This is a genomic window from Kribbella sp. NBC_00889 (assembly GCF_045207705.1).
Classification (GTDB): Bacteria; Actinomycetota; Actinomycetes; order Propionibacteriales; family Kribbellaceae; genus Kribbella.
This window is the reverse complement of the sequence record NZ_CP108783.1, coordinates 6,781,983-6,801,927: the sequence shown is the minus strand read 5'-3', so window position 1 is coordinate 6,801,927 and position 19,945 is coordinate 6,781,983. Positions and strand designations below refer to the sequence as shown.

General features: G+C 67.1%; 23 protein-coding genes and 2 tRNA genes. 16 read left to right on the top strand and 9 right to left on the bottom strand.

All coding sequences use genetic code 11. From position 1 onward, the window contains the following. Positions 1–4 precede the first annotated feature (4 nt). The 6 genes from OG817_RS33295 to OG817_RS33270 all read left to right on the top strand — a co-directional run bounded on the left by OG817_RS33295 (position 5) and on the right by OG817_RS33270 (position 4,701). Positions 5–274 carry a 2TM domain-containing protein gene (locus OG817_RS33295; RefSeq protein ID WP_406048695.1) on the top strand — a complete coding sequence of 90 codons (270 nt, stop codon included), beginning with the start codon at positions 5–7 and terminating at the stop codon, positions 272–274. Between the two features lie 377 nt (positions 275–651). Then, positions 652–1,119, top strand: a complete 468-nt coding sequence (locus tag OG817_RS33290; RefSeq protein WP_406048693.1) for a nitroreductase family deazaflavin-dependent oxidoreductase — start codon at positions 652–654, stop codon at positions 1,117–1,119. Positions 1,120–1,269: 150 nt separating this feature from the next. Next, positions 1,270–2,358, top strand: coding sequence for an IS630 family transposase (locus OG817_RS33285; protein WP_406048691.1), 1,089 nt, complete (start codon positions 1,270–1,272; stop codon positions 2,356–2,358). 1,130 nt (positions 2,359–3,488) lie between these two features. After that, positions 3,489–3,854: a PRC-barrel domain-containing protein gene (locus OG817_RS33280; RefSeq protein WP_406048689.1), complete on the top strand. Its 366-nt coding sequence runs from the start codon at positions 3,489–3,491 to the stop codon at positions 3,852–3,854. A gap of 186 nt (positions 3,855–4,040) precedes the next feature. Next, complete coding sequence (locus tag OG817_RS33275) at positions 4,041–4,313, top strand: hypothetical protein (protein ID WP_406048687.1); 273 nt, start codon at positions 4,041–4,043, stop codon at positions 4,311–4,313. A gap of 288 nt (positions 4,314–4,601) precedes the next feature. Continuing rightward, a tRNA-OTHER gene (locus tag OG817_RS33270) sits at positions 4,602–4,701 on the top strand. A 125-nt stretch (positions 4,702–4,826) separates the two neighbouring features. Here OG817_RS33270 and OG817_RS33265 read toward each other — a convergent pair. From OG817_RS33265 to OG817_RS33245, 5 genes are all read right to left on the bottom strand, one after another. Continuing rightward, complete coding sequence (locus OG817_RS33265) at positions 4,827–5,564, bottom strand: hypothetical protein (RefSeq protein WP_406048685.1); 738 nt, start codon at positions 5,562–5,564, stop codon at positions 4,827–4,829. A 256-nt stretch (positions 5,565–5,820) separates the two neighbouring features. Continuing rightward, positions 5,821–6,363, bottom strand: a complete 543-nt coding sequence (locus OG817_RS33260) for a rhodanese-like domain-containing protein (RefSeq protein ID WP_406057562.1) — start codon at positions 6,361–6,363, stop codon at positions 5,821–5,823. 458 nt (positions 6,364–6,821) lie between these two features. After that, on the bottom strand, positions 6,822–7,643 hold the full coding sequence (locus tag OG817_RS33255; RefSeq protein ID WP_406048683.1) for a sulfite exporter TauE/SafE family protein: 822 nt from the start codon (positions 7,641–7,643) through the stop codon (positions 6,822–6,824). Then, the gene (locus OG817_RS33250) at positions 7,640–9,058 is read right to left on the bottom strand and encodes a rhodanese-like domain-containing protein (protein WP_406048681.1); all 1,419 of its coding nucleotides are present in this window, start codon (positions 9,056–9,058) and stop codon (positions 7,640–7,642) included. Before OG817_RS33250 ends, OG817_RS33255 begins: the two co-directional genes overlap by 4 nt. A 35-nt stretch (positions 9,059–9,093) precedes the next feature. Then, the gene (locus OG817_RS33245; protein ID WP_406048679.1) at positions 9,094–9,426 is read right to left on the bottom strand and encodes a rhodanese-like domain-containing protein; all 333 of its coding nucleotides are present in this window, start codon (positions 9,424–9,426) and stop codon (positions 9,094–9,096) included. A 358-nt stretch (positions 9,427–9,784) separates the two neighbouring features. Here OG817_RS33245 and trxA point away from each other — a divergent pair, with 358 nt between their 5' ends. The 6 genes from trxA to OG817_RS33215 all read left to right on the top strand — a co-directional run bounded on the left by trxA (position 9,785) and on the right by OG817_RS33215 (position 13,073). Further along, a complete protein-coding gene (gene trxA, locus OG817_RS33240) occupies positions 9,785–10,159 on the top strand; it encodes a thioredoxin (RefSeq protein WP_406048677.1) in 375 nt (124 codons plus the stop codon). Continuing rightward, positions 10,159–10,563: a DUF302 domain-containing protein gene (locus OG817_RS33235; RefSeq protein WP_406048675.1), complete on the top strand. Its 405-nt coding sequence runs from the start codon at positions 10,159–10,161 to the stop codon at positions 10,561–10,563. The genes trxA and OG817_RS33235 overlap by 1 nt, the downstream gene beginning before the upstream one ends. Then, positions 10,560–10,826 (top strand): metal-sensitive transcriptional regulator, encoded by a 267-nt coding sequence (locus OG817_RS33230; protein WP_406048673.1) that lies wholly within the window; start codon positions 10,560–10,562, stop codon positions 10,824–10,826. Before OG817_RS33235 ends, OG817_RS33230 begins: the two co-directional genes overlap by 4 nt. Before the next feature lie 191 nt (positions 10,827–11,017). Next, positions 11,018–12,220: an NAD(P)/FAD-dependent oxidoreductase gene (locus OG817_RS33225; protein WP_406048671.1), complete on the top strand. Its 1,203-nt coding sequence runs from the start codon at positions 11,018–11,020 to the stop codon at positions 12,218–12,220. A 30-nt stretch (positions 12,221–12,250) separates the two neighbouring features. Continuing rightward, positions 12,251–12,757, top strand: a complete 507-nt coding sequence (locus OG817_RS33220; protein ID WP_406048669.1) for an OsmC family protein — start codon at positions 12,251–12,253, stop codon at positions 12,755–12,757. 139 nt (positions 12,758–12,896) lie between these two features. Then, positions 12,897–13,073, top strand: coding sequence for a MerR family transcriptional regulator (locus OG817_RS33215; protein ID WP_406048667.1), 177 nt, complete (start codon positions 12,897–12,899; stop codon positions 13,071–13,073). Here the strand turns inward: OG817_RS33215 and OG817_RS33210 are convergent. Both OG817_RS33210 and OG817_RS33205 read right to left on the bottom strand, forming a co-directional pair. Then, positions 13,070–14,545 carry a multicopper oxidase family protein gene (locus OG817_RS33210; RefSeq protein ID WP_406048665.1) on the bottom strand — a complete coding sequence of 492 codons (1,476 nt, stop codon included), beginning with the start codon at positions 14,543–14,545 and terminating at the stop codon, positions 13,070–13,072. The genes OG817_RS33215 and OG817_RS33210 overlap by 4 nt on opposite strands. Then, positions 14,542–14,775 carry an SHOCT domain-containing protein gene (locus OG817_RS33205; protein WP_406048663.1) on the bottom strand — a complete coding sequence of 78 codons (234 nt, stop codon included), beginning with the start codon at positions 14,773–14,775 and terminating at the stop codon, positions 14,542–14,544. The genes OG817_RS33210 and OG817_RS33205 overlap by 4 nt, the downstream gene beginning before the upstream one ends. Positions 14,776–15,138: 363 nt before the next feature. Here OG817_RS33205 and OG817_RS33200 point away from each other — a divergent pair, with 363 nt between their 5' ends. Further along, positions 15,139–15,396: an SHOCT domain-containing protein gene (locus tag OG817_RS33200; RefSeq protein WP_406048661.1), complete on the top strand. Its 258-nt coding sequence runs from the start codon at positions 15,139–15,141 to the stop codon at positions 15,394–15,396. 395 nt (positions 15,397–15,791) lie between these two features. Here the strand turns inward: OG817_RS33200 and OG817_RS33195 are convergent, their stop codons facing one another. Together OG817_RS33195 and OG817_RS33190 are read right to left on the bottom strand one after the other, a co-directional pair. Further along, positions 15,792–16,115, bottom strand: coding sequence for a hypothetical protein (locus OG817_RS33195; RefSeq protein WP_406048659.1), 324 nt, complete (start codon positions 16,113–16,115; stop codon positions 15,792–15,794). 66 nt (positions 16,116–16,181) lie between these two features. Next, the gene (locus tag OG817_RS33190) at positions 16,182–16,502 is read right to left on the bottom strand and encodes a hypothetical protein (protein ID WP_406048657.1); all 321 of its coding nucleotides are present in this window, start codon (positions 16,500–16,502) and stop codon (positions 16,182–16,184) included. 180 nt (positions 16,503–16,682) lie between these two features. Here OG817_RS33190 and OG817_RS33185 point away from each other — a divergent pair, with 180 nt between their 5' ends. From OG817_RS33185 to OG817_RS33175, 3 genes are all read left to right on the top strand, one after another. Next, entirely contained in the window at positions 16,683–16,847 is a 165-nt protein-coding gene (locus tag OG817_RS33185; RefSeq protein WP_406048656.1) for a hypothetical protein, read from the top strand. A 1,261-nt stretch (positions 16,848–18,108) separates the two neighbouring features. After that, positions 18,109–18,178: transfer RNA gene (locus tag OG817_RS33180), tRNA-Tyr, on the top strand. Positions 18,179–18,392: 214 nt separating this feature from the next. Further along, the gene (locus OG817_RS33175) at positions 18,393–19,832 is read left to right on the top strand and encodes an IS1380 family transposase (protein ID WP_406048654.1); all 1,440 of its coding nucleotides are present in this window, start codon (positions 18,393–18,395) and stop codon (positions 19,830–19,832) included. Positions 19,833–19,945 lie beyond the last annotated feature (113 nt).

The window sequence follows — 19,945 nt, the reverse complement described above, 5'->3', positions numbered from 1 at the left end:
CATCATGCTGCACGACCACGAGGCAGCCGAACGGGCGATCGCGCGTGACAACGCAACCATCGGCGTTGTCGTCCACGGCATCATCACGCTGCTGGTCGGTGCAGGGCTGATCGTCGTCAACATCACCCTTGCACCGGAGCTCCCGTGGTCGGTCTTCGCCGTCGGCGGCATGCTGATCGGCCTGCTCGCCCACTGGTGGTTCGGCTACGTCAAGCTCGACGAGCAGTTCACCAAACAGCAGCAGACCGAGGCCCGCGCTGCACGATCGCGGTGACCGCCCGCGAGGGGGCCCCGCTCTCCGCCGGGACTGGGCCCCACCGTGGCCGCGTGCCGCCGCCCAGTGCCCACCCGGTCGGTGAACCACGACTCCTTTGACCACGTCGCCGCGGGAGGGCACCTTCCCGGCGATGCGGTTCCAGACCTCAACGACCGCGCCGAACCGAACGCCTCGATCGACATTGCCACACAACGGCTGCAAAGACTCGAGGCAGGTTGGACGCGTGAAGGCCGGACCCGACCGCGCCGTGGTCCCTGACCTACCGCATATCCCGAGGGGTGACACACATGGCAACGACGAACGGATCACACCGACAAGGGACAAGCAGCAGACCCCTACTCGGCTTGCGCCGACAGCCAGGCAGGCTGGCACTGTTGATCTTCCGACTGCCGCTCCCGCTGTACCGGACCGGCTGGGGATGGCTGTTCTTGGGCCGCACCTTCCTGGTGCTCACCCACGTCGGACGCAAGACTGGAAGGTCCCGCGCCACAGCCGCGATGGTGCTCTCCGAAGACAAGACCACCGGCGAGGCAGTCATCTGCTCGGTGTGGGGGCCGCGCACTGACTGGATCCGCAACCTCCACGCTCACCCCGCACTCCGGGTCCAGATCGGACGGGAGTCGTTCCTACCTCAGCATCGGTTCCTCACCGATGAGGAAGCCTTCGCCGTCGGCGTCGAATTCCGGCGCCGCCACCCATGGCGGGTGCGAATGATCAGGCGGGTGCTCGGCGCCGACCTGGGCTCGGACGCCGCGATGCGGGAATTCATCAGCACCCGCCCATTCGTCGCACTCCGCCCGAGCCCGGATCCACCCACGAGCCCCGCGGGATCGGCCGTCTGAGCCTGCCGAGAGGCGCCAGAGATCATCACCAAGACCCAGCAGCCCATCCGACCTGGACGGCTAGTGCCGCCCCAAGAAACGTTGGGGTTGTAACCGTGTCGGGTTGACCGGTTCGGTGGTGGGTCTGGAGGCTTGTGGTCGGAGGTGGTGATGGCTCGACAGCCTGAGGTGTTCGTGCGCTCGCTGGAGCCCGAGGAAGCGCAGCGGCTGGTGAAGATTACGCGGACCACGAGGGATCGGGTGCGGTTGCGGCGGGCGGGGATTGTGCTGGCGTCGGTGCAGGGCCGGAGCGCGGTGGAGGCTGCGGGCATGTTCGCGATGAAGCCGCAGTATGCGCGGGAGGTGATCCACGCGTTCAACGAGCAGGGGTTCGCGGCGTTGGACCCAAAATGGAGCGGGGGCCGGCCATGTAGGTTCGGTCCCCCGGTTCGAGAGACGGTCTGCCGGGTCGCGAAGACGCCACCGCAGCGGCTGGGGTGCCCGTTCACGACGTGGAGCTTGACGAAGCTGGTCGAGTACCTGGCCGAGCACAAGAGCATCCGGATCAGCACCGAGTCGATCCGTCAGATCCTGCGCGATGCCGGGATCCGGTGGCAGGCGACCAAGACCTGGAAAGCCAGCCGGGATCCGGATTTCGCGGCGAAGATGGCGCGTGTTCTCGACTTGTACGATCATCCACCGGCCGATGGCCGGGTGATCTGTGCCGACGAGTTCGGCCCGTTGAACCTGCAGCCACGGCCTGGCCGGGGATGGTTCCCGGCCGGGCGTGCAGCGCGGCTGCGCGCGACCTACAACCGTAACGGCGGGGTGCGGCACATGTTCGCTGCGCAGGACCTGGCCACTGGGCAGATGTTTTACCGGTTCCGCGATCGCAAACGGTGGCGGGAGTTCCTCGGGTTCCTCAAGCAGCTCAGGGACCGGTTCCCGACCGGGAAGCTGTATGTCGTGTGTGACAACTACGGACCGCACAAGAAGGCCGAGGTCGTCGACTGGTGCCGCACAGCCGGCATCGAGGTGGTGCTGACACCGAGCAACGCGTCGTGGCTGAACTGGATCGAGTGCGAGTTCACCGCCCTGCGCTACTTCACCCTCGACGGCAGCGACTACCCCAGCCACACCGCCCAGGAAACCGCGATCGCCGGCTACGTCCGCTGGCACAACAAACACGCCCAACCCAAACGACACTTCGCCACCGACTCCAAGATCCGCCGCCCCGATTACCTCCCCAACGTTGCTTGACGAGGCACTAGATGGTGCAGTCAACTGACCACCACAACCACGGCAGAGCAAACGCCAACTCGACCCATGCTGACGGCTTCACCTTCCGTACAAGCTGCCCAAGCTGAGGCCTCTGCGGTGAGACGTTCGCAGTGGGCCGGGGAGGCAGTGGCGCTGGCGTACGGCCGTCCCCTGGGCGGGCCACGTCCGGCACCTGCGGACCGGCGAGCGTTGGGCGGTTGGCGATTTGGTTGCTATCGGCCCCGTTCATTCCACGCAGGGTAGCCACAGGCCGAGCAAGCGACCAGCGAATTGCACCTTGTTGCTACCAGCTACGTCCAACGCTACCGGCCCCGCAATCACTGGCTGACACGTAGCCGTCAACCGCAAATCCTCCCGGCCAACTCCCCCGTATGCCCCACAACTACGTGGCCGGCCGGAAGGATCTGCGGCCCGCCGCTGGTCCCCACACGCCAGCGCGAGCTGGTTCCCACTCGAGAAGGAGCCAGCCGACCTCTCCCAGGTGCCCCAGCCCAAACGCACCAAACAGACCAAACGTCTCGAAGGCCGCCGCGCATGACACTATCTCCGGCAGCGCCCAAGACGTCCTGAGCGGCCTTGAAGGCCTCAACCAATTCATCACCAGCCCGACCCCGGGAAGCGGCACAATCCAGCCTCCGGCGCGCGGCCTCTACCGCGACGGCCCCAGGCGAATCCGACGGGAGTGCGGCGGCGAAAAGACCTACCTGTTCTCGCCCATGCAGGCACGCAACCTCATCGCCGCCACACGCCGGCTCACACAGGCGCAACGCACCGCTGCCGCAACCGCGTCCTTAGTAGTTCCCTGCTGATTCGCCGCAACACCGCCCCCGAACCAGCCACTACCAGCGCCGAGAAGCCGTCCCAGCATGAACATCACGAACTCCGGCTGTCGTGCTAGCCGATGCCACCCAGCCTTGATCGGCTGCCGCGGTCGTTGTCCATCCGCGGTTGGTGGACTCGAACCTGCGGAGTGTTGGTTGACCGCGTGGGTGGTGGGTACCGGCGCTCTACCAATTGCTCGAGACACCGGGTGCGGGTCTCGAGCCCTGCACGCGTGTCGCGGGCTTCCCTGCTGGGCCACGGCCCACTGCACCGAAAGGCAGACCGCGATGTCGATGCACGCGTTCGACCCCTGGACCTACCGAGCGACTTCCGGCTACACCGAGGGCAGCGACCTGACCGGATACAAGATCGCCGCCACCGACGGCGACATCGGCAAGGTCGACGAAGCCACCGACCAGCCCGGCACCGCCGGGCTGGTGGTCGACACCGGGCCGTGGATCTTCGGCCGCAAGGTGCTGCTACCGGCCGGCGTGGTCGAGCGGGTCGACCACGACGACCAGAAGGTCTACGTCGACCGCACCAAGGACCAGATCAAGGCCGCCCCCGAGTACGACCCCGACACCGGCTCCGATGACGACTACCGCACCCGACTCGGCGGCTACTACGACGACACCTACCGCTCCGGCATGTAGCCAGCTGCGCTTAGACCGGCCGTTCGGCGGCCGGTGCCGCGGAAGCGGTCCCGCCCAACACGGGACCGCGGCCACGGCCGCCGAACGCACATGCCCACGTCGCCCGCCCGCCGCAGATCACGCCGCAGGGCGCTCGAGGCCGCGACGATCAGATCCGCATCGGGACCCCCACACCGGAGGCACGCATTGACCGACCCGACGTCGATCCGCGAAAACACCAAGTGGAGCGACGACGAGATCACCCAACTGCGCGAACTCGCCGGATGCTCCACAGCCACACGCATCATCGCGCTCAACCTGGGTCGCAGCGAAGACGACGTGCGATCCAAGGCGCACGAGCTCGGGATATCGCTGGATCCCTTAACCGAAACCCGGCTCGGTGATGGCCAACGACCAGGTCGGCCGTCCTTCGCGGTGGGGCTGTGGGACGGAAGCACGCCCGACCAGTTGCGGAACTGACCAGGTTCGGCGATGAGCTGCGCGAGGCCAGCCTGATATCCGACCGAGACAGCCGGAGGCAGCTCACAGCACGCCGGCACGCGATCGCTCAGCGCCCCGTGGACGTCGCACAGCCCGACGCCGCCAGCACGGGCGTTGCTGCTCGACCGCCTCGGCACTCGCCTCGAGACCTTCGGCGAGACGCTCGGCCTGCTCGAGCCGGAGCGTCCAGGAAGCCGTGCTTGAGTGCCCTGCGGGGCGACTTGCCACAAAATGGCGGATACTCATGGGGACTCTCGCGTCCGCTGCGGGCAACCGTGTTACCAGAACCGCTGGTAGAGAGCAGATGTGACGCCGACGTTCCTTCTCGTAATGAGAAGGTCGTCGGTTCGATTCCGACAGTTGCCCTCCTCGAAGCGCCTGGGAGTGACAGCTTGCCGCCCTCGCGCGACCCTGCACCCCATCTTCGTCGCCAGTCGGCTCCGAAGCTACGGAGCGCACGCGGGCGTGGCCTGTCATCTCCCAGCCCGCGCGTCACGCGCTTTGGGAGCAGGCAGCTGCACGCCGGAGCACGACCGCGACCAGCGGCCCGGCGACGATGAGCGTCAACCAGACGATGGAGATCACGATGATCTCGAAGAGATCTCCGCGATCGATTCCGCGCGCTGCCGAGACGGCGACTAGCGCGGCGACCACGGCCGCGAAGCTCCCAATGAAGAGCCAGCGGATCGTGCGCTCGATCTTGCTTCTGTGCATGAAGACCGGGGCGACACACGCGAGGGCGAGGCTCATCAGTAAGTATCCGAGCTCCTCGAGAGCGATAAAGATGCCGTTCGGGTTGTACTGCGTGAGGATCGCCCAGCCGTCGAGTTGGCCCTTCTCGAGACTCGGTTGCATCACCGTGACTTGGATGAAGTAGTCGATCAAAAGCACCGCGGCAGCGATAGTCGCGAGGCACACCCCGAGCAAGCTGAAGATCTTCCGCCTCTGAGCGGCGTACTCGTGAACCGACGCGAGCAACGCGACGAAGAGGAGCATCACCAGCATGGCCGGGTACATCCACAGGTAGTCTCCCGGCCATTGCTCGGCGATGACATCGCTCGCGAACGGATAGGGGACGTCGTTCGGAAGAGCCGTCAACGCCAAGGCGAAGGCGACGACCGTAACGCCGGCAGTGCCAAACGCGATCGAGGACCCGAGACGCAAGGCGGCGCGAGAGCTCGTGCTATCGGACGTTGACGGACTGGCTGGCGTCTCCTCACGGCCGGTCATCGTGACCCATGTTTGCACGGGCCGCGGAGTTCTCGTTGTCAGCCACGGTGGTTCCTCCGTCGAGTCGTTGCCTCGATCGTGCCAGCTCATCCCCCGCGGAGTCGATGACGACCTCCGGGCAGGTGATCGGGCCGAGGACACCGCCGACGACGAGGGCGCGTCCGGCGGCTGTTCGGCCTGATGATTGCTATCACCAGGCCGCACCGCTGAGCTGTGTGATCGCTTGGCCGCTTGGCTGCCAAGCGATCACACGGGTTCAGGCCCGGTCAGCGGCCAAGGTGCCGATCACGGCCTTGATGTCCGCTTTCGGGCCTCTGTTGTAGGGGAGTTTGGACAGCAGCATGCCCAATGCGCAGGTGTTGGTGACTGCGGCGAATGCGAGCCCGGCACCGAGGGCGGTGCCGACCAGGTGCGCGCCGGGCACCACAAGACCGGCCGGACCGCTGACCAGCACGGTGGTCCCGGCCGCCAGGCGCACTTGCCGTTCGAGGTCCCAGCGGGGCTTGCCTCGCATCACCGGGCATTGCGCGGCTTCCCAGGCGAGCATGCCGCCGTCGAAGACGCGCAGGTTCGGCAGGCCCGCTTCGGCGAGGGCCTGCTGGGCCTGGCCGGCCCGGTTGCCGGAGCGGCAGATCAGCACGACCTGTTCGTCGAGGTGCTGCCGCAACTCCGTGCGATGCTCGCGCAGGGTGTCGAGGGGGACGTTGTACGAACCCGGGATGTGCGCGGTATGGAACTCGCCCGGGGTCCGCACGTCCAGCAGTCGCGGGGCACTTTCGCCGCGTAGTAGCCCGCGCAGTAGCTCGCGCAGGACGACGGGAGTCAGCTTTTCGGTCGGTCTCGATGACGGTTCAGTGGTGGAAATGACTGCCTCGCAAGAAGAGTTTGGATTGAGGAAATGGGCATGACGTCAGTGCTGGGCGGCGGCCTCGGATGAACAGGAGCCGGGCGCCATATCCGTCGAGCAGGTCGGACACGTGATCCCGGCCGGTGTGCCGGCGCATGCTGGCGACGCCGGATGACCGCATCCCTGCGGCTCAGCCGCGGCCGAACAGCTTGTCAAACCAGCCGGTTCGGCCGGCTGGCTCGTCGGCGTGGCCGGAGCATCGACGGGAGGTGGGGACGCCTGCCATGACCTGCTTGACGTGTTGGCCGCATCCGGCCCAGGTCGTCTTGCCGCACGTTTTGCAGGTGGCTGTTCTGCACATGGTGGTTCTCCTTCGGATGGTCGGGTTGTGCTGGACAGTGGGTGGGGGGTCAGATGAGTGCGGGCACGGCCTGCAAGGCGGTGTAGCCGGCGACCAGCACGAGCAGCACCGTGAACGCTGTCTGGAGTTTGGTGGTGTCGAGGCGCGCGGTCAGCCGGACGCCGGTCCAGCCGCCCAGGACCGCGACTGCGGTGAGCACCGCAACCAGGCTCCAGTCCGGTTGGGTGCCGGTGCCGGCTCGGACCGCCAGCGCCGATGCTGAGGTGATGGTGATGACGACTAGCGAGGTTCCGGCGGCGTACTCCATCGGCAACCGGAGCGCGAGCATCAGGGCCGGCACCACCAGGAAGCCGCCGCCGACGCCGAGGAAGCCTGTCAGCGTGCCGACGGCGGTGGCAGTGACGAGCACCTTGAGTGCTTGCGGGCATTGGCAGGCGAACCTGGGCGAGAAGGTGATGATCGGGTTGTCGACATCGGCTGGCCGGCGTTCTGCTGGCAGGCCATGACGAGTGCGGATCTGGCGGACGACCAGCACGGCGGCGATGACGAGGAGCAGCGCCGCGAAAGCGGCCAGGAGTACGGGCTCTGGGACCAGGCTGGAGGCTTTCGCGCCGGCCGCGGCGCCGCCGATGGCGGCCACGCCGAACGCCAGCCCTCTTGCCAGTAGCGCGTTGCCGGAGCGGTAGGCGGTGACGGCTCCGACCATGGCGGTGACGCCGACGATGACGAGCGACCCAGTTGTCGCCTGTGCCGGGGATTGCCCGAGGACGTAGACGAGGACCGGGACGGCGAGGATGGACCCGCCGCCGCCGAGCGCGCCCAGGCTGAGCCCGATGAGCGCGCCCGCCACGGCTGCGATCGCGAGAATCACGCTTCCGAGCCTGCCAGCGGCAGACCTGTCTGCTTCGCGTTGTCGAAGGAGTCGTCGATCGCGACCACGGGGTGCCCGAAGGCGTCGAGCAGCGATGCGGCGACCGATGCGCGGTAGCCGCCGGCGCAGTGCACCCAGACCTCCCCGTCGGGGATCTCGGACAGCCGGCTGGGCAGTTCGTGGATCGGGATGTTGAGCGCCCCCTCGATCCGGGAGGCCGCGAATTCGTCGCTGCGGCGCACGTCGAGCACGGTGACGTGCCGATGGTGGCGGACCTGGGCAAGGTCGGCGAAGGTCGCGATCGGGAACGCCGCGACGCGGCGGCCGGTGTCGGCAACCCAGTCCTCGGGTTTGCCGGTGGCGTGCGCTGCCGGCCGGTCGATGCCGATCCGGACCAGCTCACGCTGGGCCTCGGCCACGTCTTTGGCCGTCTCGCCGAGCAGGGTGAGGGGGGTGCCCCATTCGATCAGCCAGCCCAGGTAGGTGGCGAAGGCGCCGTCGAGCCCGAAGTTCAGCGAGCCGGGCACATGACCGGCTGCGAACAGGGTGCGGGTGCGCAGGTCCACGACCCACTCCCCGGCGTCGATCCGTCGCCGCAGCTGGGCGGGGTCTGCCTTGGTCGGCGTCGAGAGGTCCGGCTCGGACGGGCCGGCGGTGTTGGCCGGCGCCATGTGTGCGTAGTAGGCGGGGTAGGCGCTGAGGCCGGCGAGGAGCTCGCGGACGTAGGTCTCTTCGTCTTGGATGAGCACCGGATTGGTCTGCTTCTCCTGGCCGATCGTCGACGATGTTGCCTCGGACTGGGTCGCGGAGCAGAACGATCCGAAGCCGTGGGTCGGGAACACTTCTGCTGTGTCGGGCAACAGTGCGGCGAGTTTGTGGGCCGAGGCGTGCTGGGCGTGGACCAGGTCGTCGGTGTGGCCGGGACCGAGCAGGTCGGGGCGGCCTGTGGCGCCGTACAGCAAGGATCCGCCGGAGAAGACGGCCACTTGCGCGTTGCTGGCCGCGTCGGTGAGTGTGTAGGACAGGTGGGTGAAGGTGTGTCCCGGTGTGGCGATCGCGGTGACTCGCATCCGTGGACCGATCTCGACGACCTCTCCGTCCCGGATCGGCGTGCGCTCGAAGGACACGCCGTCCTCGGCGTTGACCAGGTAGTCCGCACCGGTACGCCGGGCCAATGCCAGGCCCCCGGTGACATAGTCGTTGTGGATGTGGGACTCGAACACATGGGTCAGTCGCAGGCGGTGCCGTTCGAGCAACGCGATCACCCGGTCGATGTCGCGCTGGGGGTCCACGACGAAGGCCTGTTCGCCGTCGTGCACGAGATAGCTGCGGTCGCCCAGTGTCGGTGTCTCGAGGGGGACCACCGTGATGCCGGCAGAGGTGGCGGGATGTGTCCGGTCGATTGCTTCAGTCATGTCTGTTCCACGGGGTTGTGTCAGGGGGTTGGGGTTCAGGCGCGGGGTTCGTTGCCGGTGACGACGGCGCGGCGCGAACGGATCCAGCCGCCCGTGCCGCCGGCCACCGAGTAGGCCTCGAAGCCGGCCCGGCGGAGGAAGTCGGTCATGGTGCGGCTGCGGTTGCCCGACGCGCACACGACATACATCGCGGCGTACCGATCGAGTTCGGCCAGGCGGTTGGGCAGCTCGCCCATCGGGATGAGAACAGCTCCCGGGACGTGGCCGGCGACGTACTCGCCTGGCTCGCGGACGTCGATTATCGCCGCGCCGGCTCTGACGGCTTCGGAGAGCTGGTCGACATCGATCTCGGGGGTGGTCACCCGCATCGGGCAGGTCCTTTCGCTCGTTGTCCAACTGATGAGATCGATACCCCGCGGGGTATCCAATGAGACCGACGATAACACCCCCTGGGGTATTCGCAAACATTGGCCTGACTGCCGTCGGCGTGGCGCTGAACCGTGTATCTGGCCAGAGCGGTCCGTGCGTACGCCTCGCCGTGGATGCGGTAGTCGAGGATGCGGGGTCGATCGCGACCGACCCTTTGGCGTCGGCCTCTTTCCCGCTGAAGCCGACCGCCGTCATATCGCTGCGGGAATACGGCCGGGGGTATGTGCGCTGAGGCGAGTAACACCCTCCGGGGTATCGTCAAGTCAGACGGTTCCCGCCGTCGCAGAAGGAGTACCAGTGACCACCGTGAACCTCAGCAGAGCCGACTTCGAGCAGACGATCCTCGACAACGAGATCGTCCTGGTGGACTTCTGGGCATCCTGGTGCGGCCCGTGCCGCATGTTCGCGCCCATCTACGAGAAGGCCGCCGCCGCGCACGACGACATCGTGTTCGGCAAGGTCGACACCGAGGCGGAGCAGGCACTGGCTGCGGCCGCCCGGATCACATCGATCCCCACCCTGATGGCCTTCAAGGACGGCTCGCGGGTCTTCTCCCAGCCTGGCGCACTGCCGGCGCAGGCGCTCGAGCAGGTCATCGCAGCGGTGCGTGACCTGGACATCGAGAAGGCACGGGCGGATGCGGCTGACGAGCAGGGCGCGAGGAGCGCCTGATGCCCGGCTACACGCTCGCGACGACCGTCGAACGGCCGTACGACGAGACCGTCGAAGCGGTCCGTGCGGCCCTCGCCGACCAGGGATTCGGCATCCTCACCGAGATCGACCTCAAGGCCACACTCGCAGCCAAGCTCGACGTCGACGTACCCCCGCAAGTCATCCTCGGCGCCTGCCGGCCGCCGCTGGCTTACCAGGCGCTGCAGGTGGAGCCGTCGATCGCCGCGGTGCTGCCCTGCAACGTTGTCGTCCGATCCGTGGACGAGGAGACCACCGTGGTCGAAGCTCTCGACCCTGACGCGATGATGGGGCTGTCCGACGCCCCGCAGTTGCACAGCGTCGCCCGAGACGCCAAGGACCGCCTCACCGCCGCGCTTGCGGCCCTCACCGAGGAGCACAGATGACCGCACTCGACCCGACCGAGATGACCCCCATCGTCAACCGGATCAAGCGCGCCCAAGGCCAGCTCGCCGGTGTGCTGCGGATGCTCGAGGCAGGCCGCGACTGTGAGGACGTGGTCACCCAGCTCGCCGCCGTCTCCCGCGCACTCGACCGCGCCGGATTCGCGATCGTCGCCAGCGGCCTACGCCAATGCATCGTGCAGGGTGACGGACCGGACAGCATCGACACAAAGAAGATGGAGAAACTCTTCCTCTCCCTGGCGTGACGTAATCAGGACCCAGAGCCAGGGCTCGTCGCCGCCAGACCAGCGCACCGCCGACGGTCATCGGACGCTTTGGCCCCAGCCGATCGCTGGCCATGACCTCTGGCCCGCGATGAGGGGCCACAGGACTCTGATGGCGCTGATACCTCCCCGGGTATACCTGCCTCAAGAGAATTCGATCGAGGAGGCTGGAGATGCGCAAGAAGGTCCTGGTACTGGGCGCCAACTTCGGAGGGCTGACCGCTGCCCTGGCTGTCCGGCACGAGCTGGACGGGGATGTCGACGTGACGGTGGTGTCGGCCAGTGACCAGTTCCTGTTCAATCCCAGCCTGATCTGGCTGCCGTTCGGTAAGCGGGACAGCGCCGACATCACCTTCCCGGTCGCACCGACCCTGGAGGCCCACGGCATCGAGTTCATCCACGCTGCGGCCACGAAAGTCGACCCAGTGGCGAAGAAGGTCACGGCCGACGACGGCCGGGAGCTCGGCTACGACTACCTGGTCATCGCCACCGGCTACCGCAACAAGGACGACGTCGTTCCCGGGTTCAAGGAGAACGCCAACACCATCACCACGCTCCCCGAGGCCCAGCGGACGGCGGTCGCCTGGCGCCGGTTCCTGGACGACCCTGGTGATGTGGTCGTCGCGGCCACCCAAGGTGCGGGTTGCTTCGGCGCCGCTTACGAGTTCCTGTTCAACACCGCACACCAGCTGCGGAAGGCAGGGTTGCACAAGCAGGTCAAACTCACCTACGTCACGGCAGAACCCTTCCTCGGACACTTCGGCATCGGCGGCCTGCCACACGGCGAGCAACTCCTGGGCATGTTCCTCAAGAAAGAGGGCATCGACACGCGTATCTCGGTCGGCATCGACCACATCGACCAGGGTGCGCTGGTGCTGGCCGACGGCGAGAACCTGCCCTTCACCTTCGGAATGGTCATCCCACCCTTCCTCGGGCAGCAATTCCTCAACGAGTCGAACGGGCTGGTCGACGAGAAAGGCTACGTCGTCGTGCGGGACACCTACCAGAGCGAGAAGTTCGACGACGTCTACGCAGTCGGTGTGGCCGCCGCAGTCGACGCTCCCTGGCAGACCCCGACACCCGTCGGGATCCCCAAGACCGGCTTCCCGACCGAGGTGATGGCACACACCGCCGCGGCCAACATCGCCGCGCAGATCCGAGGCGAGAAGCCGACTAACACCAAGGCGTTCAGCGACATCAAGGCCGTCTGCGTGATGGACGCCGGCAACAACGGCGTGATCATCCTCGCCGACAAGATGCTTCCACCGCGCAAACACGGCGTACTCATCCCGGGACCGCAGGCCCACCTGATGAAGCTCGGCTTCGAGAAGTACTTCCTGTGGAAGATGCGGCACGGCTACGTACAACTGCCCTGAGCGGCACCGTCCCTGAGGAGGCTTGGTCCCATGTCGAACTCCACGAGCGCCGCGGGAGCACCAGCTGCGACCGTACGGCGATCGCCGACCCCAGCCATCTGTGTGCGCCACCGCGGCAGAGACCGCTTCGACATCGAAACGCGTGGTCACGTGGTCACCGTCGATCAGCCGCAGGACGCCGGCGGCGAGGACGTCGGCCCGACGCCTACCGAGCTGTTCGTGGCAAGCGTTGCAGCGTGCGTCGCGTTCTACGCCCGCCGCTACCTCGCACGCCATCACATCGACCCCACCGGACTGTCCGTCCGAGCGTCATGGCACACCGCGGCCAAGCCACCACGGGTCGACGAGATCGAAATCAGCATCGACGTTCCGGCCGACCTGCCCGCCACCCGCCGCGACGCTCTGCTCGCGGTCGCCAGCCACTGCACCGTGCACAACTCGCTGACCACACCGCCCAGGGTCGAAATCACCTTGGCGGACACGGGAGGACCGCAGTACCAGGACCAACCGGTTGGCCGCCACCCTGAACCCACATGAGGGTTCGGGGCTATGCCGATGTCTTGAGACATCACATCGTGCCCGGCAGTTTTGCGGCTCAGGACCTCGTTCGGGCCGCGACAGCTTCAGGGCCCGGACGTGGAACATCGCGTCGTCCCATGCCCCCTGGACGGCGTCAATGCCAAATGTTCCGCGGCATTGGGAGTCTCGTGGCCTTCTGGCGCATGCGCGGGTGGAGGCGGACCGGCGACTGCACAGCGACGCTGACCGCTACCGGGTCGCGCCGATCGTGTGCGCGAAGGAGGCAGGGCTGAGATTGGACGCCATCCGCGAGATCCTCAACGCCACCAACTAGCCGTGTACGTTGATGGTTCCCATCATGCCGAGGTCTTCGTGGTCGAGGATGTGGCAGTGGTAGACGCTGCGGCCGGGATGGTCGGTGAAGGGGATTCGTAGGCGTGCCCAGCCTCGGGCGGGGATGAGGACGACGTCTTGTTGCACGCCGGTGAGGGGTGTGCCGGCGCTGGCGTCGAGGACGTGGAACGGCCAGGCGTGCAGGTGGAACGGGTGGTCCATGGGGCTTGTGTTGACCACGGTCCATTCCTCGGTGGTGCCTAGGGCAACGGTCTGGTCGTCGCGTTCGGGGTCGAAGGTGCGGCCGTCGATGGTGAAGGTCATCGCGCCCATGCCGGCCATACTCATGGCGAGGGTCAGCCGACGCTGACTTGTCGCCGAGGCGAGTGGGACAGGTGGGGCAGGCAGGGTCGTGGGGATGGGCGGTGAGGCGCTGACCGGTCCGGACACGGTCATGGTGGCGAGCGTGACCGGGCTGCCGGTGGACGAATGGTTGCGGCCCATACCTCCGCTGCCCATCATGGCGGTGGTGCCGCGGTCGTATGGATTGCTGATCAGCGGGTAGCGTCCGTTGGCGGTGGGGCGTATGAGTAGGTCGGTTCGGTTGCCTGGGGCCAGCAGCACGTGGTCTCGGTCGACGGGTGCCGGCAGGAAGATCCCGTCGAGGGCGATCTGGGTGAGTTGGTGGCCCTCCAGGCGTAGTGCGATGACCCGGGACGTGCAGCCGTTGATGACGCGCCACCGCTGGACTGCCCCCGGGGTCGCGGCGATGACGGGTTCGTGCTGGCCGTTGACCAGAACTAGGTCACCTTCGCGGCCTTGTAGTTTGGCCGTCCGGTTGGCCGGGGCGACGCGGCCGGCGCCGTCCAGGGTGGTGTCGGTGACCAGGAGCACCAGGTCGTCGGTGACTTGCAGGTCAGGTTCGGCCTCGACCAGGAGCGCGCCCACCAGCCCGGCGAAGATTTGGTCGGCGACGGTGCCGTGGTGGTGTGGGTGGTACCAGAACGTACCGGCAGGATGGTTGGCCGGGATGCGGAAGGTGTAGTCGAAGCTGTCGCCGGGCCTGACGGTGACGAACGGGTTGTCGCCATTGCCCTGCGGGGAGACGTGCAGGCCGTGGGTGTGGAGGTTGGTCGGCTGATCGAGGCGGTTGACCAGCCGCACCCGCAGCAGGTCGGCGGGGCGCAGCCGCAGGGTCGGTCCGGGTGACGTCCCGTTGTATCCCCAGGCCGAGGTGTCGTGTCCGGCCAGTCGCGCGCCCGGCGCGGCGGTGAGGCGCACATCGAGTACCCCGTTCGAGCTGGCCATCGCCTCCGGCTGGCTAAGGACCTGGCTGGTGTCGGCCGGGGCGAGGGGGTTGCGACGTGGTGCGCCCAGACCGGTGATCCATCCGGTCGCCCCGGCAGCCGTGCTGGCTGTGCCCAACGCGAGGAGGGCCAGCGTCCGGCGGCGGCTGATCGGCTGGCGGGTCACGGGAGCAGCCCCTTGCGATGGTGGTATTCCTCGGCATCGATCTCGCCGCGCGCGTAGCGGGTGTCGAGGATCCGCCGTGCGGGCGAGTCAGAACTCGGGCCAGTCCCGGTCGGCGACGACATCCGCTTGCTCTGCACCAGCCGAACCGCGACATAACCCAGAATCAGCAGACCCGCCACGGTGAGCAGGGGCCACACCCACATCCAGCCCATCGTGACACCGCCCGTCATCGCCAACCACCCATACACCGAATGACCCACTTGCAGGCTCCGGCGTGGGCAACCATCACCTCGACGCTATGGCCAGTTCGAGTCTGTTGGTCTTGCCGATGGTCCCAATCCGCGGGAGCCCAACGTCCCCGATTCCCCGGGTCGTGGCCGCAGAGTCAGCAGGGCAGATATGGCGCTGATATCCCGACCATGACCTGGCTTCAATGGCTGGGCTTGTTCGGCGGTTCCGAACACCCTCCGCGCTGGCCGACCGGGCGCCGCGGACTGCCGCAGGTCCTGTCCAGCGCGAGACCTAAGCCTCTGGCTGCCCCCGGCAGCACGGCAGACCGTAAAGACAGAGATGCCAACTGTTGGGAGACGATCATGATGTACGGCGACTGGGGCTCGGGCTGGGGCTGGATGATGATTGTGATGCCGCTGGTGTGGATCGCGCTCACCGCAGTGATCGTGTGGGCCGTATTCAAGGTCATTCAGCGGCCTGCCAATCCGGGATCCGATCAACCACGGCGGGAGACGCCGCAGGAGATCCTGGACCGGCGATTCGCGGCCGGCGAGATCGACGCCGACGCCTACACCCAGGCGAAAGCCCACCTTGCCAGCCAGGATGTGCATGCGCAGTGACCCAGCTGCGGTGCTCTGCGCGAGTGGCCCGCATCGCCCGACGTGCCTGTCGCAGGACGGCTGATCACCGGTCGACGGGCACAGCTGGGTCTTGACCCCGCCGCCTCACGCCGGTGATGCCGTGTGCGGGGCGGAAGCCTAGCGCGGTGACCGCTACGAGTGCTGCCAGTTAAGCGAGTGCGAGCGGGAGTGGGCCGGTCTGGTCGAAGGTGGTGGTGAGTCCGCCGTCGAGCAATACCCGGTCGGCGCCGTAGCCGAGCAGGGCGCGGGCCAGCTTGGTGGTTCGGCGCGGAGCTTCGGGCTCTGGCGATGCCGATGTCCATGAACGGCAGCAGGCCGATGAAGACCCCGCTGACTCGTCCGAAGATCGGGCCCAGGCAAACACCGACCAGAGCCTAGGTGGCGGCCAGGAGCAGATCGCCTGCTGCGTAGATGGGCCATTGCCTGGCGTCGAACACCATTGCGGTCACCGCGAGGGATGCCGCGGTGACCAGCAACACCGCGACGCCGATCACGGCGAGCCGGCTGAGCAGCGCCCCGATGCGGAACCCGGCCAGCCCGAGCCTGCGGTCCGCGGCCCGGGCGTCGAGGACGACGAACAGCCCGGCCAGCGTGGCCAGGGCCGCGATGGCCATCGGGGTCATCGTTCCGGCGTGCATGTCGGGGAGCCAGAACGTCATGTTCGTATTGGTGCCGTCGTCGACCAGCGACAGCGTCATGTAGCCATCTTCGGTGATGACCTTGGACAGCCAGATGAAGACGACCGGTACGACGGCCAGCAGGGCCTACAGCACCGAGTTGCGACGGTAGTCGCGCAGGCCCATCCGCAGGCCGGACAGGAATTGGTCCAGATCCGACCCGGCGGTGACCCACTGATGGGACCGGTGGGTGACCCAGTTTGTGGCGGTGACCACCGCCCAGGCCACGGCCAGTGCGCCGACTGTCCAGGTGAGTGCCCAGCCGAGGTCGCCGAGTCGGCCGCCGTGGCGGGATGGCAGGTCGACCATCCACAGGGTGATGAAGTGGGTCGGGAACCATCGGGTGGCGAGCCGGTCCGGTGGGCCGATGGCAGGTCTGAAGAACACGTCCATGATCCAGACGAACAAGATGACACGGTGCCGTTGACGGGGTTGCGTACCGTGGCGCCGACCAGGGCACCGATGGCCAGGTAGACGACGCCGAACATCAGCGTGCCGGCAACGGTTCGGCCGGGCTGGTCGATGCCGGTGCGTGCGGCCAGCGCGAGCAGTGCTGCGGTTCCGACGAAAGCGGCCAGGATCAGGCTGGTGGCGATTCGGGCGGCCCGGGTCTGGAAGTACATCGCGACGCCGGCCAGGAAACCTGCTGCCCACCCGGCGGTGGCGGTTTGCACGGCCGGGCCGCTGCCGCCGCCGAGCAGTTTCGCGGCGTCGGCTATCGACCCGGCGGCTACGACCACGAACACCACGTAGTGGCCGAAGCCGAGGAACATCCAAACTCTGACCACACCGATTAGCAGGAACCCGATCGCGATCTTGGCGAAGATCGACATCACCCGATGCTTCAGGCACAAGACGATCGCCCGGCCCATCATGCGCGCGGGCACAGCGAGCCAGCACAGCAGCAGCGATGGCGTACGAGGCATTGCCAGGCGGTGCGCCAACTCGCGCGCCAGGACCGCCTCCAGGTGCTGGGGTGGCAGCCGGTACACCGCCCAGCTCGTCACTGCGACTGTCGAGCCAGCGGTGGCCGGCGCGGTCGCCTCCGGTCCCTCGTGCGCCCAAACGCGGTAGTGGTCGGGGTTGACGCCGGCGGCGGTGCAGACCGCCCCCTGATCGTGGGTCGGAGTGGGCCAGCGGACGGGGGAGTTGTAGCGGCGGCGTGGAGCCATTCGTGGAGCGAACTGCCCGATACGGATGAAAAATACGGGCACCGGAGATAGGTTCCTTGCAACGAATCACGCCTGAAGACGGCAGATGTGACGGTGACCTTTCTCCCCGTAATGAGAAGGTCGCCGGTTCGCCCGGCGACCGATCCCGACCGGCACCAGGACAGATCCGCTCTTCGTCTCTGTGATCCGCCAGCAGATATGCGACACATGTCCGCCAACTGATGTGCGACAGGCTAGGCGTCTGGCGACCGACTGAGGGAGCCAGCCAACGCACGGATCTGCCGATGAGCGAACGTTGCAGCGCAGGGTGATCATGGTTGTCGCAGGCGGTGCCTTGTGGAGGAAGCATGTCAAAGAAGGGTTCTACTCGTAAGGCAGATCGTGGACCCGAGTGGTGCGTGATCCGGCGCCTTCGCGACGGGAGTATTTCTTACTACTTCGAGGGCGATCCCCCAAGACGACCGCCCGTAGCGTGGGGACGAGAATCGCAGGCGCGTAGGTTCGCCACCCAGCACGAAGCTCAGCAAATGGCGAACTGGATGCAGCAGAGTTCCAAGATCATGCAGTTCGAGGTGGCCCGATTGCCTCCCCTTCCAAAGGGCCGTTAGCTAACAAGTCGGCACCGTCCGATTCTCGACGGCGGATTTGTACGACAACCGAGGGTGCCCGTGCTGCGGGTCCGCACCAGTTGGATCTTGCCGCCCCATGAGCGCGGCAAGTTCACCTGCTACCCGTCGGGCTGAACGCCATGCGTGGTGCGGATCGTGGTGCGAAGTGGTGTCAACTCCTGCGGGATGTGTTGCCGTGGTGCGAAGGGAACGATGGCAAAGTTGCTGGTAGAGGCCAGATGCGGCGGTGTCGTTCCTCCTCGTAATGAGAAGGTCGTCGGTTCGATTCCGACAGGCGGCTCCACCCAAGCCCCTCGGGTCCCAGTTTCCTCGCCCGGGGGTTTCTTCATCGTGGTCGCGTGGCACCAGGCTGCTTGCCGCGTGCGACATGGCTAAGCCTCGATTCACCGATGATCTGGGTGGGGTGAGCGTGGCGTAACGGACGGATGCCCTTGCGGGCTGGGAGATTGGGACTTGTCTAGGGTTCCAGATCACCGAGCGCGAAGGGCATCCGTCAGATGCAACTGTCTCACAGGCCACGGTCGGTGTCGGCGAGGTTCGATGATCCGAATCTGGTGTCGTCGGGTGGGCTGGTGCCGGCGATGGCGCTGGCGGAGTCGGTGGGTCTGCGTGAGCTGGGTGATCAGCGGTTGAGTGTGCCGACGGACAAGGGCGCGAACGCGGGTCTGAAGGTCTGCTCGCTGGTCGCGGGGATGGTGGCCGGTGCGGACTCGATCGACGACATGGCGTTGCTTCGGCATGGCGGGATGCGGAGGGTGTTCGGGAGTGTTTATGCGCCGTCGACGCTGGGGTCGTTCCTGCGGACGTTCACCTTCGGCCATGTCCGCCAGCTCGACGCGGTCGCTTCCCGGTTCCTGGCCGCGCTGGCCGATCGGGCGCCGCTGGTCGGTCAGCCCGCACGCGGAACAGAGGGGGAGCATGTGTTGGTCGATGTCGATGACACGATCATCGAGGTGCACGGATACGCCAAGCAGGGTGCGGGGTTCGGCTACTCCGGTGTCCGTGGGCTGAACGCGCTGCTGGCCACCGTCACCACCAGCGGCGCCCAGGGATCCGGCACTGCGCCGGTGATCGTGGCGCAGCGGCTGCGGAAGGGATCGGTCGGCTCGCCGCGCGGCGCCAAGCGCCTGATCACCGACGCGCTGAAGACCGTGCGCGGACTGCATGGACTGTCGTCCGGCAAGCCGCTGGTGCGGGCCGACTCGGCGTTCTACGGCTGCGGCCTGGTGCTGGCCGCGGTCCGTGCCGGTGCCGAGGTCTCGGTCACCGTCCGCCTCGACAAACGGGTCAAGGCCGCGATCGCCGCCATCGCAGACGACGCGGATGCATGGACTCCGATCGAATACACCGACGCGATCTTCGACGAGCAGACCGGTCAATGGGTCTCCCGCGCGGAGGTCGCCGAAATCCCGTTCACCGCGTTCGCGTCCCGCCGCAAAGCCGACCGGGTGCCAGGCCGGCTGGTGGTCCGCCGGATCCCCGACCTCAACACCAAGAAGAAGGCGGCCGGACAGGACACCTTGTTCGACATCTGGCGGTTCCACGCCTTCTTCACCACAACCGGCACCGACGCGATGGACACCGTGACCGCCGACAAGACCCACCGCGGTCACGCGATCATCGAACAAGTCAACGCCGACCTGAAGAACTCAGCGCTCGCTCACCTGCCGTCCGGGGTGTTCACCGCGAACGCCGCCTGGCTGGTGCTCGCGGTGATGGCGTTCAACCTCACCCGTGCCGCCGCGACCCTGGCCGGCGGTGAACTGGCCAGAGCAACCACCGCCACGATCAGACGCAAACTCGTCAACGTCGCCGCCCGGATCGCATCATCAGCCCGCCGCATCACCCTCCACCTGCCGCTCGGCTGGCCCTGGCAGCCCCACTGGACCACGCTGTTCGATCGAGTCTGCGGGCCACCAGCCACCGCCAACTCCTGACCACCACGCCGACCACGGCACCAACCGCACGCCCCAGTGGAACACCCCCGCAGCGAGGCGGGACACCCCACCACGCCCACACAGCCCAGCATCAAGCCGATCCGGAATCAGCG

Bases quoted from the DNA above. Each gene is read 5' to 3' on its own strand.
- OG817_RS33195 (WP_406048659.1), bottom strand. From the start codon at position 16,115: ATGACGCTGTCGCTGGTCGACGACGGCACCAATACGAACATGACGTTC.
- OG817_RS33230 (WP_406048673.1), top strand. From the start codon at position 10,560: ATGACCGCACTCGACCCGACCGAGATGACCCCCATCGTCAACCGGATC.
- OG817_RS33285 (WP_406048691.1), top strand. From the start codon at position 1,270: ATGGCTCGACAGCCTGAGGTGTTCGTGCGCTCGCTGGAGCCCGAGGAA.
- OG817_RS33280 (WP_406048689.1), top strand. From the start codon at position 3,489: ATGTCGATGCACGCGTTCGACCCCTGGACCTACCGAGCGACTTCCGGC.
- OG817_RS33250 (WP_406048681.1), bottom strand. From the start codon at position 9,058: ATGACTGAAGCAATCGACCGGACACATCCCGCCACCTCTGCCGGCATC.
- OG817_RS33205 (WP_406048663.1), bottom strand. From the start codon at position 14,775: ATGACGGGCGGTGTCACGATGGGCTGGATGTGGGTGTGGCCCCTGCTC.
- OG817_RS33265 (WP_406048685.1), bottom strand. From the start codon at position 5,564: ATGACCGGCCGTGAGGAGACGCCAGCCAGTCCGTCAACGTCCGATAGC.
- OG817_RS33235 (WP_406048675.1), top strand. From the start codon at position 10,159: ATGCCCGGCTACACGCTCGCGACGACCGTCGAACGGCCGTACGACGAG.
- OG817_RS33200 (WP_406048661.1), top strand. From the start codon at position 15,139: ATGATGTACGGCGACTGGGGCTCGGGCTGGGGCTGGATGATGATTGTG.
- OG817_RS33220 (WP_406048669.1), top strand. From the start codon at position 12,251: ATGTCGAACTCCACGAGCGCCGCGGGAGCACCAGCTGCGACCGTACGG.
- OG817_RS33245 (WP_406048679.1), bottom strand. From the start codon at position 9,426: ATGCGGGTGACCACCCCCGAGATCGATGTCGACCAGCTCTCCGAAGCC.
- OG817_RS33225 (WP_406048671.1), top strand. From the start codon at position 11,018: ATGCGCAAGAAGGTCCTGGTACTGGGCGCCAACTTCGGAGGGCTGACC.
- OG817_RS33295 (WP_406048695.1), top strand. From the start codon at position 5: ATGCTGCACGACCACGAGGCAGCCGAACGGGCGATCGCGCGTGACAAC.
- OG817_RS33215 (WP_406048667.1), top strand. From the start codon at position 12,897: ATGCCAAATGTTCCGCGGCATTGGGAGTCTCGTGGCCTTCTGGCGCAT.
- OG817_RS33175 (WP_406048654.1), top strand. From the start codon at position 18,393: ATGCAACTGTCTCACAGGCCACGGTCGGTGTCGGCGAGGTTCGATGAT.